The sequence below is a fragment of the Massilia cellulosiltytica genome (genome assembly GCF_047325105.1).
In the GTDB taxonomy this organism is placed as follows: domain Bacteria; phylum Pseudomonadota; class Gammaproteobacteria; order Burkholderiales; family Burkholderiaceae_D; genus Telluria; species Telluria orientalis.
The window spans coordinates 2,040,947-2,065,332 of record NZ_CP168562.1 but is presented as its reverse complement, the minus strand read 5'-3'; the positions used below and the strand labels follow the sequence as shown (position 1 = coordinate 2,065,332).

The 24,386-nt window shown below is 67.1% G+C and carries 20 protein-coding genes; 10 read left to right on the top strand and 10 right to left on the bottom strand.

Features of this window, described 5'->3' with window-relative positions; genetic code table 11:
• Positions 1–108 precede the first annotated feature (108 nt).
• Positions 109–2,238 (bottom strand): exo-alpha-sialidase, encoded by a 2,130-nt coding sequence (locus tag ACEN9H_RS09245; protein WP_413674522.1) that lies wholly within the window; start codon positions 2,236–2,238, stop codon positions 109–111.
• A gap of 190 nt (positions 2,239–2,428) precedes the next feature.
• Positions 2,429–3,028 carry an ATP-dependent Clp endopeptidase proteolytic subunit ClpP gene (gene clpP / locus ACEN9H_RS09240; RefSeq protein ID WP_413674521.1) on the bottom strand — a complete coding sequence of 200 codons (600 nt, stop codon included), beginning with the start codon at positions 3,026–3,028 and terminating at the stop codon, positions 2,429–2,431.
• 140 nt (positions 3,029–3,168) lie between these two features.
• On the opposite strand from clpP, the gene ACEN9H_RS09235 reads away from it, so the two are divergent.
• Genes ACEN9H_RS09235 through ACEN9H_RS09225 form a run of 3 tightly spaced genes read left to right on the top strand, consistent with a single transcriptional unit; the run spans position 3,169 to position 6,868 of the window.
• Positions 3,169–3,834, top strand: a complete 666-nt coding sequence (locus tag ACEN9H_RS09235; protein ID WP_413674520.1) for a sigma-70 family RNA polymerase sigma factor — start codon at positions 3,169–3,171, stop codon at positions 3,832–3,834.
• Between the two features lie 49 nt (positions 3,835–3,883).
• A complete protein-coding gene (locus tag ACEN9H_RS09230) occupies positions 3,884–6,046 on the top strand; it encodes an FUSC family membrane protein (RefSeq protein WP_413674519.1) in 2,163 nt (720 codons plus the stop codon).
• 51 nt (positions 6,047–6,097) lie between these two features.
• The gene (locus tag ACEN9H_RS09225; protein ID WP_413674518.1) at positions 6,098–6,868 is read left to right on the top strand and encodes a type 1 glutamine amidotransferase domain-containing protein; all 771 of its coding nucleotides are present in this window, start codon (positions 6,098–6,100) and stop codon (positions 6,866–6,868) included.
• Here the strand turns inward: ACEN9H_RS09225 and ACEN9H_RS09220 are convergent.
• Entirely contained in the window at positions 6,846–7,817 is a 972-nt protein-coding gene (locus tag ACEN9H_RS09220; protein WP_413675566.1) for a tripartite tricarboxylate transporter substrate binding protein, read from the bottom strand. The two genes, ACEN9H_RS09225 and ACEN9H_RS09220, sit on opposite strands and share 23 nt — an antisense overlap.
• A 31-nt stretch (positions 7,818–7,848) precedes the next feature.
• Complete coding sequence (locus ACEN9H_RS09215; protein WP_413674517.1) at positions 7,849–9,192, bottom strand: 2-hydroxycarboxylate transporter family protein; 1,344 nt, start codon at positions 9,190–9,192, stop codon at positions 7,849–7,851.
• A gap of 149 nt (positions 9,193–9,341) precedes the next feature.
• Between ACEN9H_RS09215 and ACEN9H_RS09210 the strand changes: the two genes are divergently transcribed.
• Positions 9,342–10,037 carry a trimeric intracellular cation channel family protein gene (locus ACEN9H_RS09210; RefSeq protein WP_413674516.1) on the top strand — a complete coding sequence of 232 codons (696 nt, stop codon included), beginning with the start codon at positions 9,342–9,344 and terminating at the stop codon, positions 10,035–10,037.
• 196 nt (positions 10,038–10,233) lie between these two features.
• Positions 10,234–10,839, top strand: a complete 606-nt coding sequence (locus ACEN9H_RS09205; protein ID WP_413674515.1) for a TonB family protein — start codon at positions 10,234–10,236, stop codon at positions 10,837–10,839.
• A 7-nt stretch (positions 10,840–10,846) separates the two neighbouring features.
• Here ACEN9H_RS09205 and ACEN9H_RS09200 read toward each other — a convergent pair whose 3' ends face one another.
• The 4 genes from ACEN9H_RS09200 to ACEN9H_RS09185 form a co-directional block, all read right to left on the bottom strand.
• Positions 10,847–11,404 (bottom strand): dihydrofolate reductase family protein, encoded by a 558-nt coding sequence (locus tag ACEN9H_RS09200; RefSeq protein ID WP_413674514.1) that lies wholly within the window; start codon positions 11,402–11,404, stop codon positions 10,847–10,849.
• Between the two features lie 51 nt (positions 11,405–11,455).
• Complete coding sequence (locus ACEN9H_RS09195; protein ID WP_413674513.1) at positions 11,456–12,025, bottom strand: dihydrofolate reductase family protein; 570 nt, start codon at positions 12,023–12,025, stop codon at positions 11,456–11,458.
• Positions 12,026–12,236: 211 nt separating this feature from the next.
• Positions 12,237–12,455, bottom strand: a complete 219-nt coding sequence (locus ACEN9H_RS09190) for a hypothetical protein (protein WP_413674512.1) — start codon at positions 12,453–12,455, stop codon at positions 12,237–12,239.
• A 340-nt stretch (positions 12,456–12,795) separates the two neighbouring features.
• Positions 12,796–13,893, bottom strand: coding sequence for a glycoside hydrolase family 43 protein (locus ACEN9H_RS09185; RefSeq protein ID WP_413674511.1), 1,098 nt, complete (start codon positions 13,891–13,893; stop codon positions 12,796–12,798).
• Between the two features lie 113 nt (positions 13,894–14,006).
• On the opposite strand from ACEN9H_RS09185, the gene ACEN9H_RS09180 reads away from it, so the two are divergent.
• Complete coding sequence (locus ACEN9H_RS09180; RefSeq protein ID WP_413674510.1) at positions 14,007–14,570, top strand: hypothetical protein; 564 nt, start codon at positions 14,007–14,009, stop codon at positions 14,568–14,570.
• A 65-nt stretch (positions 14,571–14,635) separates the two neighbouring features.
• Complete coding sequence (locus ACEN9H_RS09175; protein ID WP_413674509.1) at positions 14,636–16,519, top strand: glycoside hydrolase family 97 catalytic domain-containing protein; 1,884 nt, start codon at positions 14,636–14,638, stop codon at positions 16,517–16,519.
• Here the strand turns inward: ACEN9H_RS09175 and ilvB are convergent.
• Positions 16,516–18,243 (bottom strand): biosynthetic-type acetolactate synthase large subunit, encoded by a 1,728-nt coding sequence (gene ilvB, locus ACEN9H_RS09170; protein ID WP_413674508.1) that lies wholly within the window; start codon positions 18,241–18,243, stop codon positions 16,516–16,518. The genes ACEN9H_RS09175 and ilvB overlap by 4 nt on opposite strands.
• 85 nt (positions 18,244–18,328) lie before the next feature.
• Here ilvB and ACEN9H_RS09165 point away from each other — a divergent pair, with 85 nt between their 5' ends.
• From ACEN9H_RS09165 to ACEN9H_RS09155, 3 genes are all read left to right on the top strand, one after another.
• Positions 18,329–18,802, top strand: a complete 474-nt coding sequence (locus ACEN9H_RS09165; protein WP_056135907.1) for an Lrp/AsnC family transcriptional regulator — start codon at positions 18,329–18,331, stop codon at positions 18,800–18,802.
• A gap of 143 nt (positions 18,803–18,945) precedes the next feature.
• Positions 18,946–21,531 carry a bifunctional aconitate hydratase 2/2-methylisocitrate dehydratase gene (gene acnB / locus ACEN9H_RS09160; RefSeq protein WP_413674507.1) on the top strand — a complete coding sequence of 862 codons (2,586 nt, stop codon included), beginning with the start codon at positions 18,946–18,948 and terminating at the stop codon, positions 21,529–21,531.
• Positions 21,532–21,605: 74 nt separating this feature from the next.
• Positions 21,606–22,532, top strand: coding sequence for a sulfurtransferase (locus ACEN9H_RS09155; protein ID WP_413674506.1), 927 nt, complete (start codon positions 21,606–21,608; stop codon positions 22,530–22,532).
• Here the strand turns inward: ACEN9H_RS09155 and ACEN9H_RS09150 are convergent.
• Entirely contained in the window at positions 22,495–24,372 is a 1,878-nt protein-coding gene (locus ACEN9H_RS09150; RefSeq protein WP_413674505.1) for an alpha/beta fold hydrolase, read from the bottom strand. The two genes, ACEN9H_RS09155 and ACEN9H_RS09150, sit on opposite strands and share 38 nt — an antisense overlap.
• Positions 24,373–24,386 lie beyond the last annotated feature (14 nt).

Here is a 24,386-nt window from a genome sequence, read left to right as displayed (position 1 = left end):
CGGCCAGATTAGCACAGTTCCACACGGAAACAATCTATTCTGACAAGGGGCGTGTTCACACCGCAACGCCGTCATCCCCGCTTTCGCAGGGACGACGAGTTTGGGTGCTTACGGCTTGCCGACCACGATCCCCCGACCCGCCGTGCTCATGTAGACCACGCCGAACGTGTTCATGTCACCGACGACGAAACGGCCGTTGCCCGGACCGCCGTACTGGTGCGCGTTGTCGTTGATGCGGGTCCAGCTCTGGCCCGCGTCGGTGGACCGGTACACGCCGGTCACGCCGCCGATGGTGCCCCAGATGAACACGGTCGGATACGACGCGCCCGCCGCGGCCTTGCCGAAGCCGACCGCGCCGCAGTACGTGACGTTGGCGATATTGCTGAATTGCCAGCCCGAGCTGGTGGTCCGAGCGAGGCCGCCCCAGTTCAGCGGCACCCAGATATCGCCTTCGCGGCCCGGCGCGGCGCGGATCACGTCGCTGCCCCAGGTGGCCAGCGTGTTGAACTTCCAGAACGACGCGCCGCTGTCCGTGCTGATCATGAAGCTGCCGTCGGCCGGGTTGTACACGTAGAACTTGCTCGCATTGGCCGGATCCGCGACTGGCCGCGCATTATTCACGCTGAGGCCGCCCACCGTCGACCAGCTCGCCCCCATATTGGTGGAACGGTACATGGTCGACGAATTGGACGGGTTGTGCAGCAGGACCGTGCCGCTGGCCGAGAGTGCCACCTGGCCGTATGTGCCGTTCATATTGGCCTGGTTCCAGTTCACGCCGCCGTTGGCCGACGTGTACATCTTGTTCCCGACCCGCACCGCGAGGCTCTTGTTGGCGTCGGCGACGGCCAGACCCGTGGTCGTGCCCATCGTCGGCGCGAACTGCGGATTCGTGTACGTGTCGATGTTGTAGTGCAGGAAGCCGTCGTAGTCGCCGATGGCGGACAGCACGGGGCCGCCCGGGATGCTGTTGATGTTCAGCGGCACCGTTTCTTCCAGACCCTTGACGGTGAACGTCCACGTGGTCGGCACGGCGTCGATATTGGCCGTCTTGAAGATGCCGTTGCCCGAGGTCACCCACACGGCCTTGTTGTTGAACGGATCGAACACGGCCACGCCGGCCCAGTGGATCGCCTTGCCATTGATCCAGGGCACGCCGCCATTGTCGCGGACGAAGCCGCGGTTGATCACGTCGGTCCAGCTGGCGCCGCCGTTGGTCGAGATGTAGATATGGTCGCCCCAGCTGTCGCCCTGCTGCATGTACTGGTTGATGGTCGACGCGACCAGGCGCTGCGAATTGGACGGGTCCACGCTGATGCCGCTGAACGCCGCGTTGACGCCGGACGGGGTCACGTTGGTCCACGCGCCGTTCGAGATCGTGTAGCGCCAGATCTGGCCGCTGTTCATGGGCTCCGAGCCCGAGCCGTTGCCGTTCGGTCCGGCGCCGTTGGCATACGTGATGACCACATTGCCGGCGCCGTCGAACGCGGCGCGCTGCGGCATCAGGCCGGATGGGCTGCCGGAGATGGCGCTGAACGACGCGCCGCCGTTGTCGCTGCGGTACAGGTTCGCCCCCGCCGAGCCGTAGCGCGAGACGCCCACCAGCAGCCGCTGCGCCACGCCGCCCGACACGCTGGACGGATCGGCCAGGACGAGGCTGATGCCATTGTCGTTGGGCGTCGTCGTCACGTTCAGCGCCGTCACCCTGGCCCAGCTCGCGCCATAGTTCGTGCTCTTGAACAGCCCGCTCTGGCGCGTGCCGGCATACAGCACATTGCTCGATCCCGGGTCGACGACGAGCCGTTCGCCGTTCTGGCGGCCCATGCCGTTGCCGTGCGCCTTGAACTGGCTCGTCACGTCGGCGACCGTAAACGTCCTGCCGTAGTCGGACGAGCGCAGCACCGCGGTCTTGCCATTGTTGAAATAATTGATCCCGACGGTCATGTAGACATTGGCCGCGTTCTTCGGGTCGACCGCGAGCGCTTCGACCCCGAGGAAGCCGACCTGGTCTTCCGCCACCCAGTCCAGCAGCGACACCCAGCGGCCGCTGGCATTGTCCCACCGGTACGCGCCGCCGACGTCCGTGCGTGCGTACACGACATTCGCTTCCGTCTTGCTGGGAATGACGGCGGACACGAATCCGCCGCCGCCGATGCCGACATTCCCCCACGAATACGCCATCGCCGGCTGCTGGACGGCCAGCGCGGCCGCCGCGAGCAGTGTTGCATTGATCAACTTCATGTAATGCCTCCTAAGATTTGTTATGCATCTGAAGTAAGACAACGCCTGTTTCTGGGCAGGCGTCGATTCCCGCATCGGCCTGTCTCCTCCAGGCCGAACCGCAAGAATCTTCGAAACATATCTCAGGGATTTGCGCGCACACCGTGCTGTAACCGTGCCTGCGATAAATTGTTCAGGCACTTGGTGATTTTTATAACGGCGTGGCGCCGCCGCGGGCCTCCAGCACCCGGTCGATGAGCCCATACTCGACGCCCTCGGCGGCGGACATGTAACGGTCGCGATCCGTGTCCTTCTCGATCCGCGCCAGCGTCTGCCCCGTGCGCTCCGCGAGCATCGTGTTCAGGCGGTGGCGCTGGTACAGCATCTCGCGCGCCTGGATGTCGATGTCGGCCGCCACGCCCTGCGATCCGCCATGCGGCTGGTGGATCATGATGCGGGCGTTCGGCAATGCGTACCGCTTGCCGGGCGCGCCGGCCGCCAGCAGGAACGAGCCCATGCTGGCGGCGAAGCCCATGCACAGCGTCGATACGGCGGGGCGGATGAACTGCATGGTGTCGTACACGGCCATGCCGGCATACACGGACCCGCCGGGCGAGTTGATGTACAGTGAGATGTCCTTGTCCGGATTGTCCGATTCGAGGAACAGCAATTGCGCGACGATCAGGTTGGCCGACTGTTCCGTCACCTCGCCGACGAGGAAGACGACGCGCTCCTTCAGCAGGCAGGAATAGATGTCGAAGGCGCGGTCGCCGCGGCCGGTCTGTTCGATGACGGTGGGAACAAAATTCATGATGGTCCTTGCGGTGGTGGAAGGTGCCGCCATGACGCTTGCCGCCGGGCGCCGTGTGACGGCGTAAAAAATATTCCGGCGGCGTGTCACATCCGGGCCGCGCCGGGCGTCAAGCGGTACCACCACCAGCGAGGAGATGCATGATGCCATGCACCAGCGCCACCGACGTGTTCGAACAATTGCGTCCGCGCCTGATCGCGCTCAGCCTGCGCATCGTCGGCAGCGCGGCGGACGCCGAGGACGTCGTGCAGGACTGCTTCCTGAAATGGCAGGCCGCGGACCGGGCCGCGCTGGCGACGCCCGCGGCGTGGCTGACGACCGTCGTGCAGCACCAGTCGATCGACCGCCTGCGCCGGCGCGCGCGCGAGACGCAGGCCGCGCACGCCGCCATGGAACTCGTGCCCGCCGCGCCGCCCGCCCCGCCGGACGAGGCGCTGCTGCGGCGCGCGGACGTGGGCGACGCGCTGGCCCGGCTGCTCGCCCGGCTGACGCCGTCGGAGCGGCTGGCGCTGGTCCTGTTCGACGTGTTCGAATGCAGCCACGCCGACATCGCGGCCGCGCTCGGCACGACACCGGCGAACGCGCGCCAGCACCTGTCGCGCGCGCGGAGGCGCCTGCGCGCACCCGAGGGCGACACGTCGCCGGACGACAAGCTGTGCCGCGAGCTCATCCGCCGCTTCCATGCAGCGCTCGACGGCCTCGACGTGCCGGCGATGATCACCCTGCTCGGCGAGACGCAGCCGATGGCCGTGCGCGCCCAGGCGTGCGCCAACGATGGCGTGTACGGTTTCCTGCTGGCGGCATAGGGACGGCGGCGACGTTATAATGGCTCGTCCATTGCTGACGCGTCCCTCCATGCATTACGCCCTCGCGCCGCGCACGCTCTTCTTCAGTCATTACTTCTATACCGGCCTGCGCATCGCCACGGGCGTCGTCGGCCTGACGTTCCTGACCTACGCCGTCGCCGACCTGCCGACCGCGATGGCGGTGGCGATGGGCGCGCTGTGCACGAGCCTGATGGACCTGCCCAGCCCGCTGCGGCACAAGTTCAACGAGATGCTGGCCGGCGTGCTGACGTGCTCGCTGGTGGCGCTGCTCGTCAGCCTGAGTTCTCCCGTGCAATGGCTGCTGCGCACTGTCATCGTGCTCGTCTCCTTCCTCGCCAGCATGATGACCGTGTACGGCCGCAAGGCGATGCCGCTGCAGTTCGTCGCGCTGTTCGTGATGATGCTGTCGAGCGACGCCGCCGCCACGCCGCTGCAGGCGCTGCGCCACGCCGCCCTGTTCTTCGCGGGCGGTGCCGGCTACATGACGTATGCGATGGTCGTCGTCTGGCGGCTGCGGCGCCGCCTGAAGCAGCAGGTGCTGGCCGAAGCGCTGTACGAACTGGCGGCCTACACGGGCATCAAGGCGGGCTGCTACGACATGGCCATCCCGCTGCCGGCGCAGATGGAAAAGCTCGTGCGCCAGCAAAGCGTGCTGGCCGAACGCCAGCAGGCGTCGCGCGACCTGGTCCTGCGCGGCAAGCCGAGGGACGACGAGGCCGTCCTCGTGCGCGTGCACTACGCCATGTTCGACCTGTACGAACTGGTGCTGTCGACGCACACCGATTACGCCCTGCTGCGCCAGCATTTCGCGGGCGGCCCCGTGCTGCCGCTGCTGGGCGACCTGATCGGCAAGGCGGCGCGCGACATCGAATCGGCGGCATACGCCATGACGCGCGACCGGCCGTCGCATGCCGATACGGACTACCGACCCGAACTGGCCGCGCTGGAGACGGCATTGCGCGCCCTGCCCCCGGCCGACAGCGACGAAGTCAACGCGCAGGCCGTGCTGCGCGCCACGTCCAACAAGATCCGCGACATGATCGCGATGATCGCGCGCCTGCACGCCGCCAGCGGGACGGACGGCGGGACACTCCCGATGGCGCCGGGCAGCGACCTGACGCCCTTCCTCACCCAGCAGCGCTACAACCTGGGCACGCTCGTCGCCAACCTGCGCTGGACGTCGCCCACGTTCCGGTTCGCGCTGCGCGTGGCGATGGCGATCTCGGTGGGCCTGCTGTCGTCCGAATGGCTGCCGTACACGTCGCACGGCTATTGGACGGCGCTGACGATCGCCGTGATCCTGAAGCCGACGTTCAGCATGACGCGCCAGCGCCGCACCGACCGCCTGGTCGGCACGCTGATCGGCTGCGTGCTCACGGCGCTGATCCTCCGCTTCGTCCATTCGCCCGCCGCGCTGATCGGCGTCCTGTTCGTCGCGACCGCGGCCGGGCCGACCTTCCTGTCGATCAAGTACCGCTACACGGCGATCGCCGCCAGCGTACAGGCCCTGCTGCTGATCGGCCTGACGGTGCCGCATTTCGCGGGCGCCATCGAGCAACGCCTGCTCGACACGCTGCTCGGCGCGCTGATCGCCTCGTTCTTCAGCTACGTGCTGCCGAACTGGGAACACCAGAACCTGCCGGAACTGGTGGACGCCGTGACCGCCGCCAACCGCGGCTACATCGACGCCGCCGAGGACCTGCTGCTGGGACGCGCGGCCGACGACGCCCGCTACCGGATCCAGCGCAAGCGCTTCATGGACGCCCTCGCGAACCTCAGCGCGGCGCTGGGCCGCATGCTCGACGAACCGGCGGCCCAGCAGCGCGCGCCCGCCGAGCTGAACCGCTTCACGGTGCAGAACTACCTGCTGATGGCGCACATGGCCGCGCTGCGCCTGCTGCTGCAGCGCTATGCGGACAACCTGCCGCACGCGGAAGTCGAAGCCACGCTCGGGCACGCGTTCGCCCGCCTGCGCGGCACGCTCGGGGCCGCGCAGGCGGAACCGGGGCCGCTGCCCGGCAGCACGGTCCGGATCGCGGCCTGGGCGGGCTGGGCGCCGCTGCGACGCCGGCTGCGGCTGCTGCAACAGGACGCGGCGCAGGTGGCGCTGTGCCATGGCGTGATCGATGCCGCGCTCGGGCGCACGATGCATCGATCCACTTCAAAAACCGCGGACGCCGAATGGAACTAAATACGCCCCGATCCGCTCTGTAATTCATGATCCTGGCGCAGACACGCGATCATGAACACCTCCAAACCACTCTCCGGCAAGCGTATCGCGGTCCTGGCCGCGGACGGATTCGAACAGGCGGAACTCAAGATGCCGCTCGCGGCCCTCGCCGACGGCGGTGCCGACGTGACATTGATCTCGCTGCGGCGCGGACGGATCCGCGGCATGCACATGCACCAGCCCGGCGACCTCGCACGCGTCGGCAAGGCCATCGACGACGCCCAGGCCGCCGACTACGATGGCCTGCTGATCCCCGGCGGCTACATCAGCCCCGACAGCCTGCGCCAGTCCGCCCCGGTGCGGGCCTTCGTGCGGCAGTTCGATACGGCGGGCAAGCCCATCGCGCTGCTGTCCCAGGCGCCATTGATCCTCGTGTCGGCCGGACTTGCGCCGCGGCGCACGCTGACGTCGTGGCCCGGCATCCGCGACGACGTCGTCAACGCGGGCGCGACCTGGCTGAACCAGGACGTGGTGCGCGATGCGCACGTGCTGTCGTGCCGCGGCATGCAGGACCTGGCCGCGTTCGTACAGGCGTTGACACCCTTCTTCGCGGGCGAACCGGCGACGCAGGCAGACGCGGCCGAGGCGCGATCGGACCCGGCGCAGGACAAGCCGCTGGAACAGCCGAACCAGTCGCTGCGCTGGCTCGCGGCGCCGTCGTTCGGAACGATGCTCAGCCTGGCGCTGCTGGGCGTGGGCGTCGTGGCCGCGCAGCGCGTACGGCAAAAGACCGCGTCCGCGGACGTGCCCGCGGAAGACGCTAGTGCTCGCGCACGAGATTGAATTGCCGGGCCTGGCGCTTGTAGTCGACCACGGCCTGGCGGATGTAGCGGGTCAGCGCATCGCCCGTCAGCGCGAGCGGATACAGGCCGATCTGCGCGCGCATCTGCGCGAACTCGGGCGCCGACTCGATGCGGTCGAAGGCTTGCACCCAGCGGCGGTAATCCGCGTCGGACACGTCCGGCCCCATCAGGATGCCGCGGATCAGCGGCCACACGATATCGTAGCCCTGCTCGCGCGCCGTGGGCACGCCGGCCATCGCGCCCGTCAGGCGTTTATCGGACAGCACGGCCAGCACGCGCACCTTGCCCGACGCCGTGTACAACGCCGTCTCCGACACGTCGCTCGACACGACCTGCACATAGCCCGCCTGCATCGCGACGAATTCCTCGCCGCCCCCTTCCAGCGCGACGAAGCGCAGCTGGCGCGGGTCGAGGCCGGCCTGGCGGGCCAGCAGCGCCATCTTCATCCAGTCCTGGCTGCCGATCGTGCCCGACATGCCGATCACGATCTTCTCGGGGTCGCGGCGCAGGACCTCCACCAGGTCGCGCAGCGAACGGTAAGGCGAATCGGCCGGCACGGCGATCACGCCGTAGTCGACGCCGAGCGCCGCCACCCAGCGCACGTCGTCCGGACTGGCCTTGCCGAACTTGCCCTGCGCGAGGTTCAGCAGCGACCCGCCGGAAAACGCGACGAGCGTATCCGGCTCGGCGCGCCGCTGCGACACCATCGTGTGCCATGCCACGGCGCCGATCCCGCCCGGCAGATAGCTCAGCTTCAGGCGCGGCGCGCCAGGCTTGGCTTGCAGCGCCTTCTGGGCGAGCTTGCAGGTCAGGTCCATCGCCCCGCCCGGCTTGGACGGGACGAGGCATTCGGCGGCGGGTTGTGCCGCTCCGGCGGGCAGCGCGGCCAGCAGCGGCAAGGACAACAGGATCGTGCGCAGGGACTTCATGACGCTCATGATACTCGCGTTCGCGTGCGCTTCAGTGCAGTTGCGACATTGCCAACAAGGTCAGCGTGACCGTGATCGCGCCGCCGATACGGGTGGCGATCTGGGCGAACGGCATCAGCTGCATGCGCTCGGCCGCCGTCAGGATCGCGACGTCGCCCGTGCCGCCCTGGCCGCTGTGGCAGGCGTTGATGATCGCGGTCTCGATCGGGTACATATTCATGCGGCGGCCGACGAAGAAGCCGGTGGCGATCAGGCTGGCGACGGTCGAGACGATGACCGTCAGGTTGACCACGTTGAAGGCGGAGACGAGCTTGTCCCACGGCGTCATGGACGCGCCGATCGCGAACAGCAGCGGGTACGTGACGGCCGTCGAAAAGAATTTGTAGACGATATAGGAACTCTGCTGCAGCTGCGGCGACACGAGACGCGACAGCTTGAACATCACGGCCACGAACAGCATCGCGACGGGGGCCGGGAAATCGAACAGGCGGAAGCACATCATGCCGACCATGTACAGCGAGATCGAGGTGATGCCCGCGGCGGCGATGTTGGCGATGTCGAACTGGCCCGGCAGGCTTTCCGCCTGCGGCGCGATGGCTTCCTCGCCCGGCTGCAGGCGGCCCTGGCCGGTCAGGTGCGGACGCTTCTTGCCCAGCGAATTCAGCATGCCGGACAGCAGGATCGCCGTCAGACTGCCCAGCATCACGGGCGGCAGGACTTCGGCGAAGATATGGCCCTGCTCCTGGCCCAGGATGCCCGCGTAGCCGATCGACAGCGGGATCGCGCCCTCGCCGACGCCGCCCGCCATGATCGGCGCGACGAGGTAGAAGAACGTGTGGTACGGGCCCAGGCCCAGCAAGGTGCCGACCGCGGTGCCGACGGCGCCCGCCACGACGGACCCGATGGCCAGCGGCACGAAGATCTTCAGGAAGCCCTTGATCAGGACGTTGCGGTCCATGCTCAGGATGCTGCCGACGATGATCGACGAGATGAACAGGTACAGGAAGTTGGTGGACTTGGTGAAGTCGACGACGTTCTTCAGCACGGGCGCCGGCAGCAGCTTGCTGAAGGCGAGATACGACGGGATGAACGTCGCGAAGATGGCGGCGGCGCCGATATTGCGGAAGTACGGCAGGCGCTTGCCCAGCTCGGCGCAGGAAAAGCCGCCGACGGTGAGGATGGCGATCGACACGCAGATGTCGTTCGGCACCTTGCCGGTCGCGACGAAGCCGCCGATCAGCGCCAGCAGCAGCACATAGACCGGCAGCGGCACGATGCCGATGCGGGTACGCGCAATCTTGAGGCAGAGCTGGGGGATGGATGAGCCGGCCGCCTGCTGTTCTGCGTTCGCCGGAGTGTAGGTTGTCGTGTTCATGTGTGCTCCTCGTTCTTGTCCAGGCAAGATATCGGAACCGTTGATACGGCCGATCAGCCTGGTGAATGGAGCCCACTATATCGACGCAACCCTTCAATTACCTTTCAGCGGCATAATGGCGGGTTTTCGCCGTCCTTGACGAGGTTTTCGTGTTTTCTCCCGTATCGCTCGACGTCAGCGCCGCCATCAAGACCCTCGTGCTCACCTTGGACCTGCTGGGCACGTTCGTGTTCGCCCTGAGCGGCGCCGTGGCCGGCGTGCGGCGCCGGCTCGACCTGTTCGGCGTGCTGGTGCTGTCGTTCGTCGCCGCCAACTCGGGCGGCATCGTGCGCGACGTCCTCATCGGCGCGACGCCGCCGTCCGCGATCCGCGACTGGCGCTACCTGGCCGTGTCGCTGCTCGCGGGCGTGCTGATCTTCTTCTGGTATCCGCGCATCAAGCGCCTGCAGAGCCCCGTGCTGATCTTCGACGCGGCCGGCCTCGCCCTGTTCTGCGTGGCCGGCGCCCAGAAAGCCCTCGTGTTCGGGCTGGACCCCGTGATGGCCGCGCTGCTCGGCATGCTGACGGGCGTCGGCGGCGGCGTCGCGCGCGACGTGCTGCTGTCCGAGATCCCGGCCGTGCTGCGCTCGGACATCTACGCCGTCGCCGCCCTGGCCGGCGCGGCGGTGATGGTGACGGGCGACGCGCTGGGCGTGCCGGGCACCGTGAGCGCCTGCGCCGGCGCCGCGCTGTGCTTCGGCCTGCGCCTGGCGGCCATCAAGCTGGACTGGCACCTGCCCGTCGCGCATGCGTCGCTGAAGGCGGCGGCGGATGCGGCGAAGGCGGAGGGGCGGAACGAGCGGTAGGAGCGGCTTGGCCAGTCTGGCGGTGACAGTACTGCCGACTCGCCCTGGTCCAGCGAGACGGACGACAATCTCATTGAATCGTAAATTTCAGCTGACTTTTTTTGAATGGATTGTTACTTCATGCGGGACGGATGACTACTTGCAATCTCAGCAATTTTGCAAATAAACTAGTTGTCCGACAACTTTCCGCCCGATCATGAAAACCGACTTCAACAAGCGACTTGCCGTTCTCGGATTTGCCGCGCTTGCCGGCTGCGCAACGCAACCGGCAGCCGTTCCCTCTGCCCTGGCTGACGCGCTTGCCCGCCAGGGTGTCGGTCCCGTGGACAACTTCAATTACGTGGATGAGCATGGCAAGCCGATGACCGAGCGCGACTTCGTGGCGCAGGTCAGGCAGTCACGCCAGTTTGCGGTCACCAGGGCACACGACGACCGCGAGCGGGACGTGACCTTGCGCTTGCGTCCGGTTGGCTACGATGCCGGCCAGACAGGCAGCGCGCTGCCGTCGGCATCGCTGAATCCGGCCGAGCTGCCCGCCATGATCGATTTCAAGACGTGCCCGAGGCCGGCCTATCCGCCGGACGAGGTGCGGGCGAAGCACATGGGCCTGGTCAAGCTGAACTTCCTGATCGGCGCCGATGGGGCCATCAGGAAGGCGGAGATCGGCACGTCGTCGGGCTACCCCGCACTCGACCAGGCCGCGCTGGCCGCCCTCTCCCGCTGCAGCTTCACGCCGGGTACGTCGGCCGGCGCGCCGGTGGAAAAGGTGTCTATCGTGCAGTACAAATGGACCATTGAATGACGCCGGGTCAGCGCGCGCGCCGGTAGTGCATGGCGACCGCGCCGTTGTGCAGCGGTGTCGCGGAGAGCAATTCGAGCCGGCGTGTGGCCGGCAATCCGCTGTCGTACAGCGTCGGGCCGTGCCCGGCGATCCTGGGATGGACGAGGAACCGGTATTCGTCGATCAGGTCCAGCCGTTCGAGCGCGGCGGCGAGCTTGCCGCTGCCGAGGAGCACGCCGTTCGGGGTCGCGTCCTTGAGCTGCTGCACGCTCGAACGCAGGTCGGCCGTGACATGGTGGCTGTTCGTCCAGGGGAAGTCGGACCGGGTCGAGGACACCACGTACTTCGGTTTGACCTCCAGCTTGTCCGCCCATGCGCGCAGCGCCGGCGGCGCGTCGACGGCGCCGCGCGCGACCGCCGGCCAGTAGGCCTCCATCATCTCATAGGTGACGCGGCCCCACAGCATCGCCCCGGCCTCGTCCATGAGGTCGGTGAAAAAGGCATGCGTCTCGTCGTCGGCGATGCCTTCCCGGTGGTCGACGCAGCCGTCGAGGGTCAGGTTGATACTGAAGGTCAAAAGTCCCATCGTGTCTCCGTTCGCTTGGTCGCTCCAACTATACCTTTCGACGTACCGCCATCAGCGACGAACGCGATAGCGGATGTGCGTCGCATCCGGTGTGTCGATTACCCGGACGATCTCCAGCTCGATCCGTGAAGGCAACACCTCGAACAGCCGCCGGCCGCCACCGAACAGCACCGGTATCTGATGGATCTGCAACTCGTCCAGCACACCGGCCTCAAGTGCCCGTTGTGCCGTGTACGCGCCGAGCACCAGCACGTTCAGGTTGCCGGCGGCGGCCTTCGCCCGCGCCATCGCGTTCTCGATGCCGTCGCGCACATACGTCACCAGCGGATAGTTTGCGACGGATGGGCCGGCCGGCCGGTGGCTGGGTACGAAGATCGGGACACCGTGATTGTCACCGCCCCAGTGATCAATTTGCTCCACGGTCCGCCGCCCCGCCAATATCGAACCAGGCGTATTCCACTCGTCCCACAATTCTCCAACAGGTCCAGACGGCCGGGAAAAGTCCCCATACCACTCGTGCAGCCGATCGAAGGCATCGCCTCCAGGATTGCCGACTTCGTCGTTCGGACCGGCAATATATCCGTCGAGCGACATTGACATGAATAGTACCGACGAAGCCATTTGAATCTCCTGCGCTCATGAGAAATGATGTTGTCTCTGCACGACGTACGAGGAACAGCAGGATCGACATGATTGCTTCAGATTTTTTTGCGACGTGCATGCGACGAGCGCCGGCCGCCCCCGAGCGGACACTCTGCGATATGCGGAAGTCCGTAAAGGGCCGGGCACGGCGAATGTTGCTTCAACTGAAATATTGGGTTTGCCAGGCGGACTAGGTGGGATTGATGCTGTTCAGTCCCAGGTAACGCCCTTCCTGGTCGACGTGCGCCGGGTCTACATCCATCTCGCTGTCCGGCACTGCAGTCAGTTTGTTGAGGATGATGAATTCCATCGTTGCGTAGCCATGCGACAACGTCACGTCATTGCCGACTGGGTACTGCGCGAAGCGGTAGACTTTTACGGTCATCGATATCTCCAGTTCGGGCTTCATTTAGGTTGCGCTTCTTTCAGGTAAAGAACCACCTGAAAACAGGCAGAAATTTCGTTCTTGCACAACCTGGACCAAAGTGGACTGTCGCCTCCGCTCTGTTCGCCAGCGCGATGCTCGCAGTATCGATATCGCCGCGGCGGATCGGTTCCAAGTTTCAGCCAGAGGGCCAACGTTAAGCCAAGGCGCATATGACAGATAATATCTTCATCATAGGTCTTTAAGTCAGTATTCTCTAGGCGGCATTGCGGACGTCCGCTCCTGGCCGAACCCGGCCGTTCGTAACGGCTCAGCGCACGGCCCGTATTGCTCTCCCGGCAAGTCCGGTTTTTGGTCGACGTATTTAGTCCCCCGGCCCGTCGCAGGGCAGCTTGTCCATGTCCGCCAGCGTCCACTGGTCGCGCCACCGCACGACCGGCTTGCCGTCCTCCCACTCGATGGGCAGCCACACGTAGCGCCCGTCGATCGCATCCTCCTTGCGCCAGATGTCCAGCATCAGGATATGCCGCGTGCAGCCGTTGCGCCGGAGTGTCAGCGTATACGTCGACTGGCCGCCGAACGTGATCTTCTGCTGGTCCGGCGTGCCGCGCACGGGGTTGCCGAGCGCGCGCCACGGGCCCAGTATGTCGTCCGCCACGTACGACTTGGCCGCGTTCGGCGCCCAGCCCGTCAGGCCCGACGTCACGAGGTAATACTTGCCGCCGTGCTTGAAGACGGCAGGCGCCTCGTCGTCGCCGTTCTGCTTCACGCGCGCATACTGCCCCGCCGAACGCAGGTAGTCGTCCGTCAGGCGCGACACGTGCATCGTGTGGTTTTCCTCCGACGCGTAGAACTGCCAGGCCTTGCCGTCGTCGTCCACGAACAAGGTCATGTCGCGCGACATCTGCCCGCCCGCGAAGTCGCGCGCGAGGAAGGACGTGGCGGCATCCTTGTCCGCCGGCGTCACGTCGACCGGCCATGCACCCGCGTCCGGCCGGAACGAGCCTTGATACACGTACGGCCCCGTCACCTTGTCGGCGACGGCCACGCCAGCTCGTGCGGCGTCGTAGCGCTTGCCCTTGAGTTCCAGGTGGAACCACATGACGAACTTGCCTGTCTTTGCATTGCGGATCACTTTCGGCCGTTCGATGATCGCGCCCTTGACGATGTCGCTGGCCGGATCGGCGCTGACAGCGAGCGCGATGCCCTCGTCCTTCCAGTCGGTCAGGTTGCGCGAGCTGTACACGTGCACGCCGACCTGGGCCACGTTGCCCGCCGTGCCGGACACCTTGTGCTCGCCGAACCAGTAATACACGCCGTCGTGTTCCAGGATCCCGCCGCCGTGCGCGTTGATGTGCACGCCCTTGTCATCCGGCCACAGCGCGCCGGGGCGGAGCACGCCGTCCGCCCGCGCCGCCGCCGCCGCGCTCAGCAGCGCTGCCGCCGCCAGGAAAAGCTTCATCTTGTGCTTCATACGTTCGCCTCCATCAGTGGACGTGCAATGTTATCGATATCCATACCTTTTGTCGCGGACTTTTTATTACACTGGCCGCCGCGATCGATGAAAGGAAGACAATGAGACCGGTGCTTGCCCTGCTTGCGGTATTCAGTGCGACGTCCTGCTTCGCCCAGCCGGCACCGGCGCAAGAGCAGCTGGCGTTCTGGGTGGACGCCGGTGACCACGGTATCGTACAGTGCACGCTCGCGACGATGCCGGCCGGGGGCGACATCCGGCAATTCCTGCACCTGACCCTCGGCGTGGGCGTCGACCCCAGAAAGCTCGAACTGGTCGGCAAGGTCAGGCTGCGCGAGGACGACCCGCCGGCCCGCCCCCACCTGTTGGAAATCGGCGCGGGCGCGCAGACGGCACTCAGCGTCGCGCTCCATCCGGACATGGCCGACCGTGCGTCCGCGCAGATCCCCGCCCCGGCCATGATGGACGTGTTGCGGGCGTTCCTGCGCCAGCGGACGCTGTGGATGCGCATCGACGGCGCCGCCGCGCGCACGGTCGCCGTCGCCGGCAAGGAGGCGGACCTGGCGTCCTGCGTCGCCACCCTCGAACGCGACTTGGCCGACGAACGCGCCTCCCGCGCCCGCGGCGATGTCAGCGACGCCTTCCCGAGCCTGCAGAGCGATTAGGCACCGATTGCATCCGGCAGCGGATATCTGCTACCATGTGATCGATAACAAATATGGGAGACCTCATGCGCCAATTTTTCGCCGTCGTCTGGCTGTGCGCCGCGGCCGTGCACGCCACCGCCGCGGACATGATCGAACGCGTCGCCTCGCCGGACGGCCACATCGTGCTCGAACTGGCACAGAAGCTGGACGCCGCCGGCAAGCGCGCCCTGTCCTACAACGTGCGCTACGACGGCGAGACCGTCATCCGCGACTCGCTGCTGGAACTGCGCCTCGATAACCACCTGTCCGAGAACGCGATGGCCCTGCCCGTCGACCATCATGCGCGCTGGTTCGAGAACCTGCGCGTGACGGGCGTGCACCGCGCGCGCCACGACAGCACGTGGACGCCCGTCACCGGCGAGCGCACGCACGTCCGCGACCAGTACGAAGCCCTCACCGTCGACCTGGTCAAGGACGACAACCCGACCTATAAACTGTCCGTCGAAGTACGCGCTTACGACGCCGGCGTGGCGCTGCGCTTCGCGTTCCCCGAGAACGAAAAAGGCACGTACTACCGCATCATCGGCGAAGACACGGAATTCGCCCTGCCCGCCGGCACGCGGGCGTGGTTCCACGGCTGGGCCCAGGGTCCGTACCAGCTGATGCCCCTGTCGAACTGGCCGGACCAGGCCGAGCGCCCGCTCACGCTGCAGCTGCCGAACGGCCTGTCCGTCGCCCTGCTCGAAGGCCAGATGGTCGATTACGCGCGCACCAAGTTCAAGCTGAGCCCCGACAAGCCGGACACCATCGTGACGGCCATGCACGACCCGGCCGACCTGGTCTCGCCGTTCGCCACGCCCTGGCGCGGCATCATGATCGCGCGCCGTCCCGGCCAGCTGATCGAGAACAACGACTTCATCCTGAACCTCAACGCCCCGTCGCGCATCGCCGACACGTCGTGGATCAAGCCGGGCAAGATCATGCGCGTGATGTCGCTGACGACGAAGGACGCGAAGGCCAACATCGACTTCGCCGCGCGCCACAAGCTGCAATACGTCCTGTTCGACTTCAAGTGGTACGGCAACGCGTTCTCGTTCGACGCGGACGCGACGAAGGTGGCGATTCCCGACTTCGACCTCCCGGGCATCATCGCCTATGCGAAGGCCAAGGGCATCGGCGTGTGGCTGTACGTGAACCAGCAGGGCCTGATGGCGCAGGGCGACACGCTGTTCCAGACCTACCGCGACTGGGGCGTCGCAGGCGTGAAATTCGGCTTCGTGCAGGTCGGTTCGCATCGCTGGACGACGTGGCTCGAGAAGACGATCCAGCAGGCGGCCGCCGCCCACATCATGGTCAACATCCACGACGACTGGCGCCCCACCGGCGAGCAGCGCACCTGGCCCAACCTCCTGACGGCGGAAGGCATCCGCGGCAACGAGGAAATGCCGGACGCCACGCACAACACGGTGCTCCCGTTCGTGCGCTACCTCGCCGGCGCGGCCGACTACACGATCTGCTACTACGACCCGCGCATCCGCACGACGCATGCGCACCAGCTGGCGCTGGCCGTCGTCTATTACAGCCCGCTGCAGACGCTGTACTGGTATGACACGCCGGACCGCTCGCACGACGAGCCGGAGCTGGCGTTCTGGGACCGCATCCCGACCACGTGGGACGAGACGCGCGTGCTGGACGGCGCGCCGGGCCGCGACGTGACGATCGCGCGGCGCAAGGGCGACGAGTGGTTCGTCGGCAGCATCACGAACAACGACGCGCGCCGCATCCCGCTGCGCTTCGACTTCCTCCCGAAAGGCAAGCGCTACGAAGCGACGATCTACGCGGACGACCCGGCCGCGCCGACGCGCACGAAGGTCGGCATCCACACGCGCACGGTGGACGCGGCCACCGTGCTGCAGCTCGACCTGCCCGCTTCCGGCGGCCAGGCGCTGTGGCTGCGCCCTCTCTAGGCCTCGTACCAGCGGTCCTTCGCCAGCAGGATCTCGTGATGCCCCCGCCCCGCGGGGATCATCGGAAAGCAGTTCTCGGCCTGCTCGACGCGCACGTCGAGCAGGTACGGCCCCTCCGCATCCATGCACGCCGCCACCGCGCCATCGAGTTGGGCGGGATCCTCGACGCGGCGCGCCTGCCAGCCGAAGGCGCGCGCCAGCGCCACGAAGTCCGGCAGCGCTTCCGAATAACTGTGGCTGTAGCGCCCTTCGTAATGCAGCTCCTGCCACTGCCGCACCATGCCCATGCAGCCGTTGTTCGACAGGACCAGTTTCACGGGACACCGGTGCTGCACCGCCGTCGCCAGTTCCTGGATGTTCATCAGCACGGACGCGTCGCCCGAGATGCACACGACGAGATCCTCCGGATGCGCGACCTGGGCGCCGATCGCCGCCGGCAGGCCATAGCCCATCGTGCCCGCGCCGCCCGACGTGAGCCAGCGCCGCGGACGCTCGAAACCGAGATACTGCGCGGCCCACATCTGGTGCTGGCCCACGTCGGTCGACACGATCGCGCCGCGCCGCGCCACGTGATCCGCCAGCGTGCGCATCAGCCGTTGCGGCAGGATGCCCGCGCCGGACACCGGCACGTCGAGGCAGCGCGCGGCGCGCCATGACGCGATCCTGTCCCACCACGTCGCGACGGGCGCGGGGTCGACAGCGTCCAGCATCCGGAGCAGTCCATCGAGAATGGCGGCGCAATCGCCCACCAGGCCGACGTCCGTGCGCACGACCTTGCCGATCGACGCGGGATCGACGTCGACGTGGACGATGCGCGCGTCCGGACAGAAATGCGCCAGCTTGCCCGTGACGCGGTCGTCGAAGCGCGCACCCACGCACACGACGAGATCCGCCTCGTGCATCGCGAGGTTCGCTTCCAGCGTGCCGTGCATGCCCAGCATGCCGAGCCAGCGCGGGTCCGACGCGGGAAACGCGCCCAGCCCCATCAGCGTCAGCGTGCACGGCGCATCCTTCCAGCGCACGAGCCGGCCGAACGCGGCGCATGCGGCGTCGCCCGCGTTGACCAGGCCGCCGCCGCCGTAGAACACGGGCCGGCGCGCGTGCCGGATCAGGTGCGCGGCCTGCTCGAGCGCGGCTTCCTCGAGCGCGGCTTGCGGCACGCTTGACGGGACAGCGCCGGCGGACGAACCGCACCGCGCCGCCACCACGTGGCTCGCCTGGATATCCTTCGGCACGTCGACCAGCACGGGCCCCGGCCGCCCGCCCAGCGCCGTCGCGACGGCGGTGCGGATCGTGGCCGCGACGGCCGCGGCGTCGCGCACCTGCGTATTCCATTTCGTGACCGTGCGCGTGATGCCGAGCGCGTCGCACTCCTGGAACGCGTTGGTGCCGATCGCACCGGTCGCGACCTGGCCGCTGACGCACAGCACGGGAATCGAATCGCTCAGCGCGTCGAGCAGACCGGACGTCGTGTTCGCGACACCGGGGCCGGACGTCACGAACACGACGCCGAGCCGGCCGGTCGACCGCGCATACCCCTGCGCCGCGTGGACGGCCGCCTGTTCGTGGCGGACGAGGATGTGGCGGATGCGCCGGTCGAGGGCGAGCGCATCGTACAGCGGCAGCACCGCGCCGCCGGGATAGCCGAACACGGTGTCGACGCCGCAGTCCACCAGCGTGTCGACCAGCACGCTCGCGGCGGTCAAGGGAGGAAGTGTTTTCATCCCTGAATTTTATCGAGCTTATGGCCGAAAGTGCTTCACGGTTTTCGCTATAATCTGGCACCTTACTGAAAAATTTTCACCCATCATGGACGATCAGAGAAAAATTTACGATGCAGCCGATCTGCAGATCCTGGCCATCCTCCTGAAGGACTCGCGCACGCCGCTGCAGGAGATCAGCGGCGCCGTGAACCTGTCGACGACGTCGTGCTGGAACCGCATCAAGCGGATGACGGACAGCGGCCTGCTGGAGGCGTACACGGTGAAAGTCGACCTGGCGAGCCTCGGCTACCACGACACCGTGATCGTCCAGGTGACGCTGGACAGCCACAGCGAGGAGACGCTGTACAAATTCGGCCAGGCGCTCGAATCGATCCCGGAAGTGCTGGAGGCCGCGCTGATTTCGGGCGACTACGATTACTTCATCCGCATCGCCGTGAAGGACACGCGCGACTACGAACGGCTGCTGCGCGAGCGCATCTACAACATCCCGGGCATCCGCCACAGCAAGTCCAGCTTCGTGCTGCGCACGCTGAAGAAGGTCGATACGCCCCTCACCTGAGGGGCCGGCGCCACACTTTCGGGCAGCTTTCACAGTTAACCGATATTACGTCTTATGTCTTATAGAAGACTTGAGATACAATATCGGCAGTACCGGGCCAGCAACCGCTGTCCTGCTTTTCAAAACGACTGAAAGAGCTTCCCATGTTAGCCGCATACCGCACCCATGTCGCCGAACGCGCCGCCCTCGGCGTGCCCCCGCTGCCCCTGTCCGCAGCCCAGACCACGGACCTGGTCGAACTCCTGAAGAATCCGCCGGCTGGCGAAGAAGACTTCCTGGTCGACCTGATCACGAACCGCGTCCCGGCGGGCGTGGACGACGCGGCCAAGGTCAAGGCCGCGTTCCTGAACAAGATCGCCCGCGGCGAAGACACCAGCCCGCTGATCTCGCGCGAACTGGCGACGCGCCTGCTGGGCACGATGCTCGGCGGCTTCAACATCAAGCCGATGATCGACCTGCTGGACGACGCCGTCGTCGGCAAGGTTGCCGCCGAAGGCCTGAAGAAGACCCTGCTGATGTTCGACTACTTCCACGACGTCAAGGAACTGGCCGACCAGGGCAGCGCCAACGCCAAGGAAGTGATCCAGTCGTGGGCCGACGCCGAATGGTTCACGTCGCGTCCGGCCGTCCCGGAAAGCATGACCCTCACCGTCTTCAAGGTGTCCGGCGAGACCAACACCGACGACCTGTCGCCCGCCCCGGACGCGACCACCCGTCCCGACATCCCGCTGCACGCGCTGGCCATGCTGAAGAACCCGCGTCCGGGCATCAACCCGGAAGAGCCGGGCAAGATCGGCCCGATCAAGCAGATCGAGGCACTGAAGGCCAAGGGCCACCTGGTCGCCTATGTCGGCGACGTGGTCGGCACGGGCTCCTCGCGTAAATCCGCCACCAACTCGGTGCTGTGGTTCACCGGCGAAGACATCCCGTTCATCCCGAACAAGCGCTTCGGCGGCGTGTGCCTCGGCACCAAGATCGCCCCGATCTTCTACAACACGATGGAAGACGCCGGCGCCCTGCCGATCGAAGTCGACGTGTCGAACATGGAAATGGGCGACGTCATCGAACTGCGTCCGTACGACGGCAAGGCCCTGAAGAACGGCGAAACGATCGCCGAGTTCAAGGTCAAGTCCGACGTGCTGTTCGACGAAGTGCGCGCCGGCGGCCGTATTCCGCTGATCATCGGCCGCGGCCTCACCGCCAAGGCCCGTGAAGCGCTGGGCCTCGCGCCGTCGACGCTGTTCCGCCTGCCACAGAACCCGGAAGACAGCGGCCGCGGCTTCTCGCTGGCCCAGAAGATGGTCGGCCGCGCGTGCGGCCTGCCGGAAGGCCAGGGCATCCGCCCGGGCACGTACTGCGAACCGAAGATGACCACCGTCGGCTCCCAGGACACCACCGGCCCGATGACCCGCGACGAGCTGAAGGACCTGGCCTGCCTGGGCTTCTCGGCCGACCTCGTGATGCAGTCGTTCTGCCACACGGCCGCGTATCCGAAGCTGGTCGACGTCAAGATGCACAAGGAACTGCCGACCTTCATCGAGAACCGCGGCGGCGTGGCACTGCGTCCGGGCGACGGCGTGATCCACTCGTGGCTGAACCGCCTGCTGCTGCCGGACACCGTCGGCACCGGCGGCGACTCGCACACCCGCTTCCCGATCGGTATCTCGTTCCCGGCCGGCTCGGGCCTGGTCGCCTTTGCCGCCGCCACCGGCGTCATGCCGCTGGACATGCCGGAATCGGTGCTGGTCCGCTTCAAGGGCGAGATGAAGCCGGGCGTCACGCTGCGTGACCTCGTCAACGCGATCCCGCTGTACGCGATCCAGCAAGGCCTGCTGACCGTCGACAAGAAGGGCAAGAAGAACATCTTCTCCGGCCGCATCCTGGAAATCGAAGGCCTGCCGAACCTGAAGGTCGAACAGGCGTTCGAACTGTCCGACGCGTCGGCCGCGCGCTCGGCCGCCGGCTGCACGGTCCACCTGGACAAGGCACCGATCATCGAGTACATGAACTCGAACATCACGCTGATGAAGTGGATGATCGCGAACGGCTACCTGGACCGCCGCACGCTGGAACGCCGCATCAAGGCGATGGAAGCGTGGCTCGCGAAGCCGGACCTGCTGGCACCGGACGCGGATGCCGAGTACGCCGCCGTCATCGAGATCGACCTGGCCGACATCCATGAACCGATCGTCGCCTGCCCGAACGATCCGGACGACGTCAAGACGCTGTCCGACGTCGCCGGCGACAAGATCGACGACGTGTTCGTCGGTTCGTGCATGACCAACATCGGCCACTTCCGCGCCGCTTCGAAACTCCTGGAAGGCAAGACCGACATCCCGGTCCGCCTGTGGGTCGCCCCGCCGACCAAGATGGACCAGCAGGTGCTGACGGCCGAAGGCCACTACGGCACGCTGGGCCGCACCGGCGCGCGCATGGAAATGCCGGGCTGCTCGCTGTGCATGGGTAACCAGGCGCAGATCCGCAAGGGTGCGACCGTGATGTCGACGTCGACGCGTAACTTCCCGAACCGCCTCGGCATCGACACCCGCGTGTACCTGGGTTCGGCCGAACTGGCCGCGGTCTGCTCCACGCTGGGCAAGATCCCGACCCGCGAAGAGTACATGGCGCACACCGGCGTGCTCAGCGAGAACGCCGACCAGATCTACCGCTACATGAACTTCGACCAGATCAGCGAGTTCCGCGACGTGGCGGATACCGTCGCCGTCTGAGACCGGCGCGTCAGCCAGTAGAAGGCCGGGTCCTGTAACATACGGGGCCCGGCCCTTTTTCTTTGCATCGTCTCTTGAACAGCCTCCCTCCGTTCGGCTTCCGCCGCGACCTGCCCCGCTGGCGCCAGCTCGTCACGCCCGCGTGGCTGGCGGGCCGCGCCGACGCCGCTTGCCGCCTGTTCGAAGTCGGATGCGACGGTGCGGCTGACCATGCGGCCGGCCATATTCCCGGCGCCGGCTACCTCGACACGATGTGGTTCGAACACGGACCGCTGTGGAACAAGGTCCCCGACGCGGCACTCCAGCGGGTACTGCTCGCCCACGGCATCCGCCACGATGTCACCGTCATCCTGTACGGCCGCAACGTCCTCGCGGCCGCGCGCATCGCGCACCTGCTGCTGTACGCGGGCGTCGAGGACGTCCGCCTGCTCGACGGCGGGTTCGCGGCCTGGCAGCGGGCCGGCCTGCCGCTCGAACCCGGGCCGCCGCGTCCCGGTCCCGCTGCGGACGATTTCGGCGCGCCCTTCCCCGCGCGGCCGGACTACCTGCTCGACATGGACCAGGTGCGCGGCCTGCTGCGGCATGGACAGGGCACGCTGGCCAGCATCCGCACGTGGAACGAATACATGGGCCGGACATCCGGCTACAGCTACATCGATGCGCGCGGCGACATCCCCGGCGCGCTGTGGGGCCGCGCCGGCGAGGACGGCGACGTGAACAGCATGGCCGCGTTCCAGCACGCCGACGGGCGCATGAAACCCGCGGCGGACATCGTGCGCATGTGGGCGGCGAGCGGCATCCATGCGGGCCGGCCGACCGTGTTTTATTGCGGCACCGGCTGGCGCGCGTCGCTGGCGTTCTTCTACGCGTGGCTGATGGGCTGGGAGCGCATTGGCGTCTATGACGGCGGCTGGTGCGAATGGAGCCGCGACGGGGATAACCCGATCGTGTGCCGCGTCGACCTCACGCTCGTGCGAGGAAGCGCCGCAGCGTCGCCGTGAATGCGGCGGCCTGTTCCAGGTTCGACACGTGCCCGCAATCGGGCAGGATCGCCACTTCCGCCTGTGGCAACAGGCCGGTGATCGCGAGGTCGATCGTTTCCTGGTCCCCGCGCACGACCAGCACCGGCATGGCTGGCCTGGCCGCCGTGAGCCGTCCCTTCACCGACCGCCCGAGCAGCAGGCGCGGCTCGACGTGCAACGGCTGCCACGCCGGCCACTCGTCGATCATGCGCCACAGCGGACACCGCAACGCCTCGCGCCCGCTGCCGCCGTGGCTCACCAGGTCGTCCAGCCAGCGCCGCTTGAACGGGGCGATGCCGGATGCCTTCAGCGCCGCGATCTCGCCGCGCCGACGGGCGACCGCGTCAGCGGTCCACGGCTCGTCCGGCCCCGGCACGTCGAACAAATCGCCGCCGGCCATCGTGGCGCTCAGCGCGCGGTCGGGGTACAGCGCGATGAAGTCCGTGACGACGAAACCGCCCAGCGACAGGCCGACCAGGTGCGCGCGCCGGATGCCCAGTGCGTCCATTAACCGGCGCACGTCGTCGGCATGCAGGAACGGTTTGTCCTCCTCCGGTTGCGACGAGCGTCCGTAGCCGCGCAGGTCGTAGCGGATCACGCGGTGACTGCGTTCGAACGCCCGCACCTGTGGCGCCCACTGGCGCCGGTCGAAGCCGTGCCCGTGCAGGAAGATGAGCGGCGCACCGCTGCCGCTGTCCTCGACATAAAGCCGGCCGCCGTCGATGGGGACGAACGACCGCCTGGTACGCGTGTCGCGGGCCTCTTCCAGGGCCGTGCGCACCATGGGCGCGTAGATCGACGAGCCGAGGAAGGTGCTGTAGCCGTCCGCCACGGCTTTCCCGACATTGGCCTTGGCGATGACGACGCCCCAGACGTCGTTCGTCCGGTCGACCCACGCATAGGCGCCGGCCCAGCCCGGGGAGGACTGCAGGTCCACCTCTTCGCGCCACAGGCCGAGGCCATAGACATCCGTGCGCGCGACGTCCTGGCGCGCGAGTTCGACGTACTCGCCGCGCTTCACCGCCGCGGCGCGCACCTGGTTCGCCTCCAGCGCGGCGATGGCATGCGTACTCAGGATGCGCCGGCCGTCCGCCATGCCGCGGCGCGCGATCATCATCAGGAAGCGGCCGTAGTCGCGCGTGGTGGTGAACAGGCTGCCGCCCAGCATGGGGCTGAAGCCCGGCTCGGTCGACACGGGCGTGTAGCCGGAATGCCGCATGCCGAGCGGGCCCGCGATGCGCGACTGGAAGATGGCGTCGAACGGCTGGCCGGCGGCGATTTCCGCCATCCGGCCGGCTACCTGCATCGCCAGCCCGCCGTATTGGAACACCTCGCCCGGCCTGGCGACGGCCGGCAGGTCGACGATGTGCGCAACGGCTTCCTCCAGCGTCGGATAATCGTCGCGGCGCCGGCCTTCCGGCTGGTAGTCCGGATAGCCCGCCGTGTGCGACAGCAGCTGGCGCAGCGTCGCGTCGCCCTTCCCGTCCGTGAATTGCGGAAGCCAGGCGCGGACCGGATCGTCCCAGCGCAGCCTGCCTTCGTCGACGAGCGCGGCGATCGTGGCGGCCGCCGTCCACTTGCCCGTCGACGCCACGTGGCGCACGACGTCGGGGCCGCCGTCGCCGACACATGCCTCGTGCAGGATGCGCCCGCCGCGCCCGATCGTCAGGCCCATGCCGTCGAACCAGCCGTTGTCCACGCGCTCGCGCAGGCGCGCGTCGAGCCAGGAAAAATCGGGCACCGCCCTGCCGCCGGCCGCGCCCGCGTACGGTGCGAACAGCGAGGATGCGGACAGGTGGAGAAAATGGCGTCGTTTCATGATGCACTCGCAAA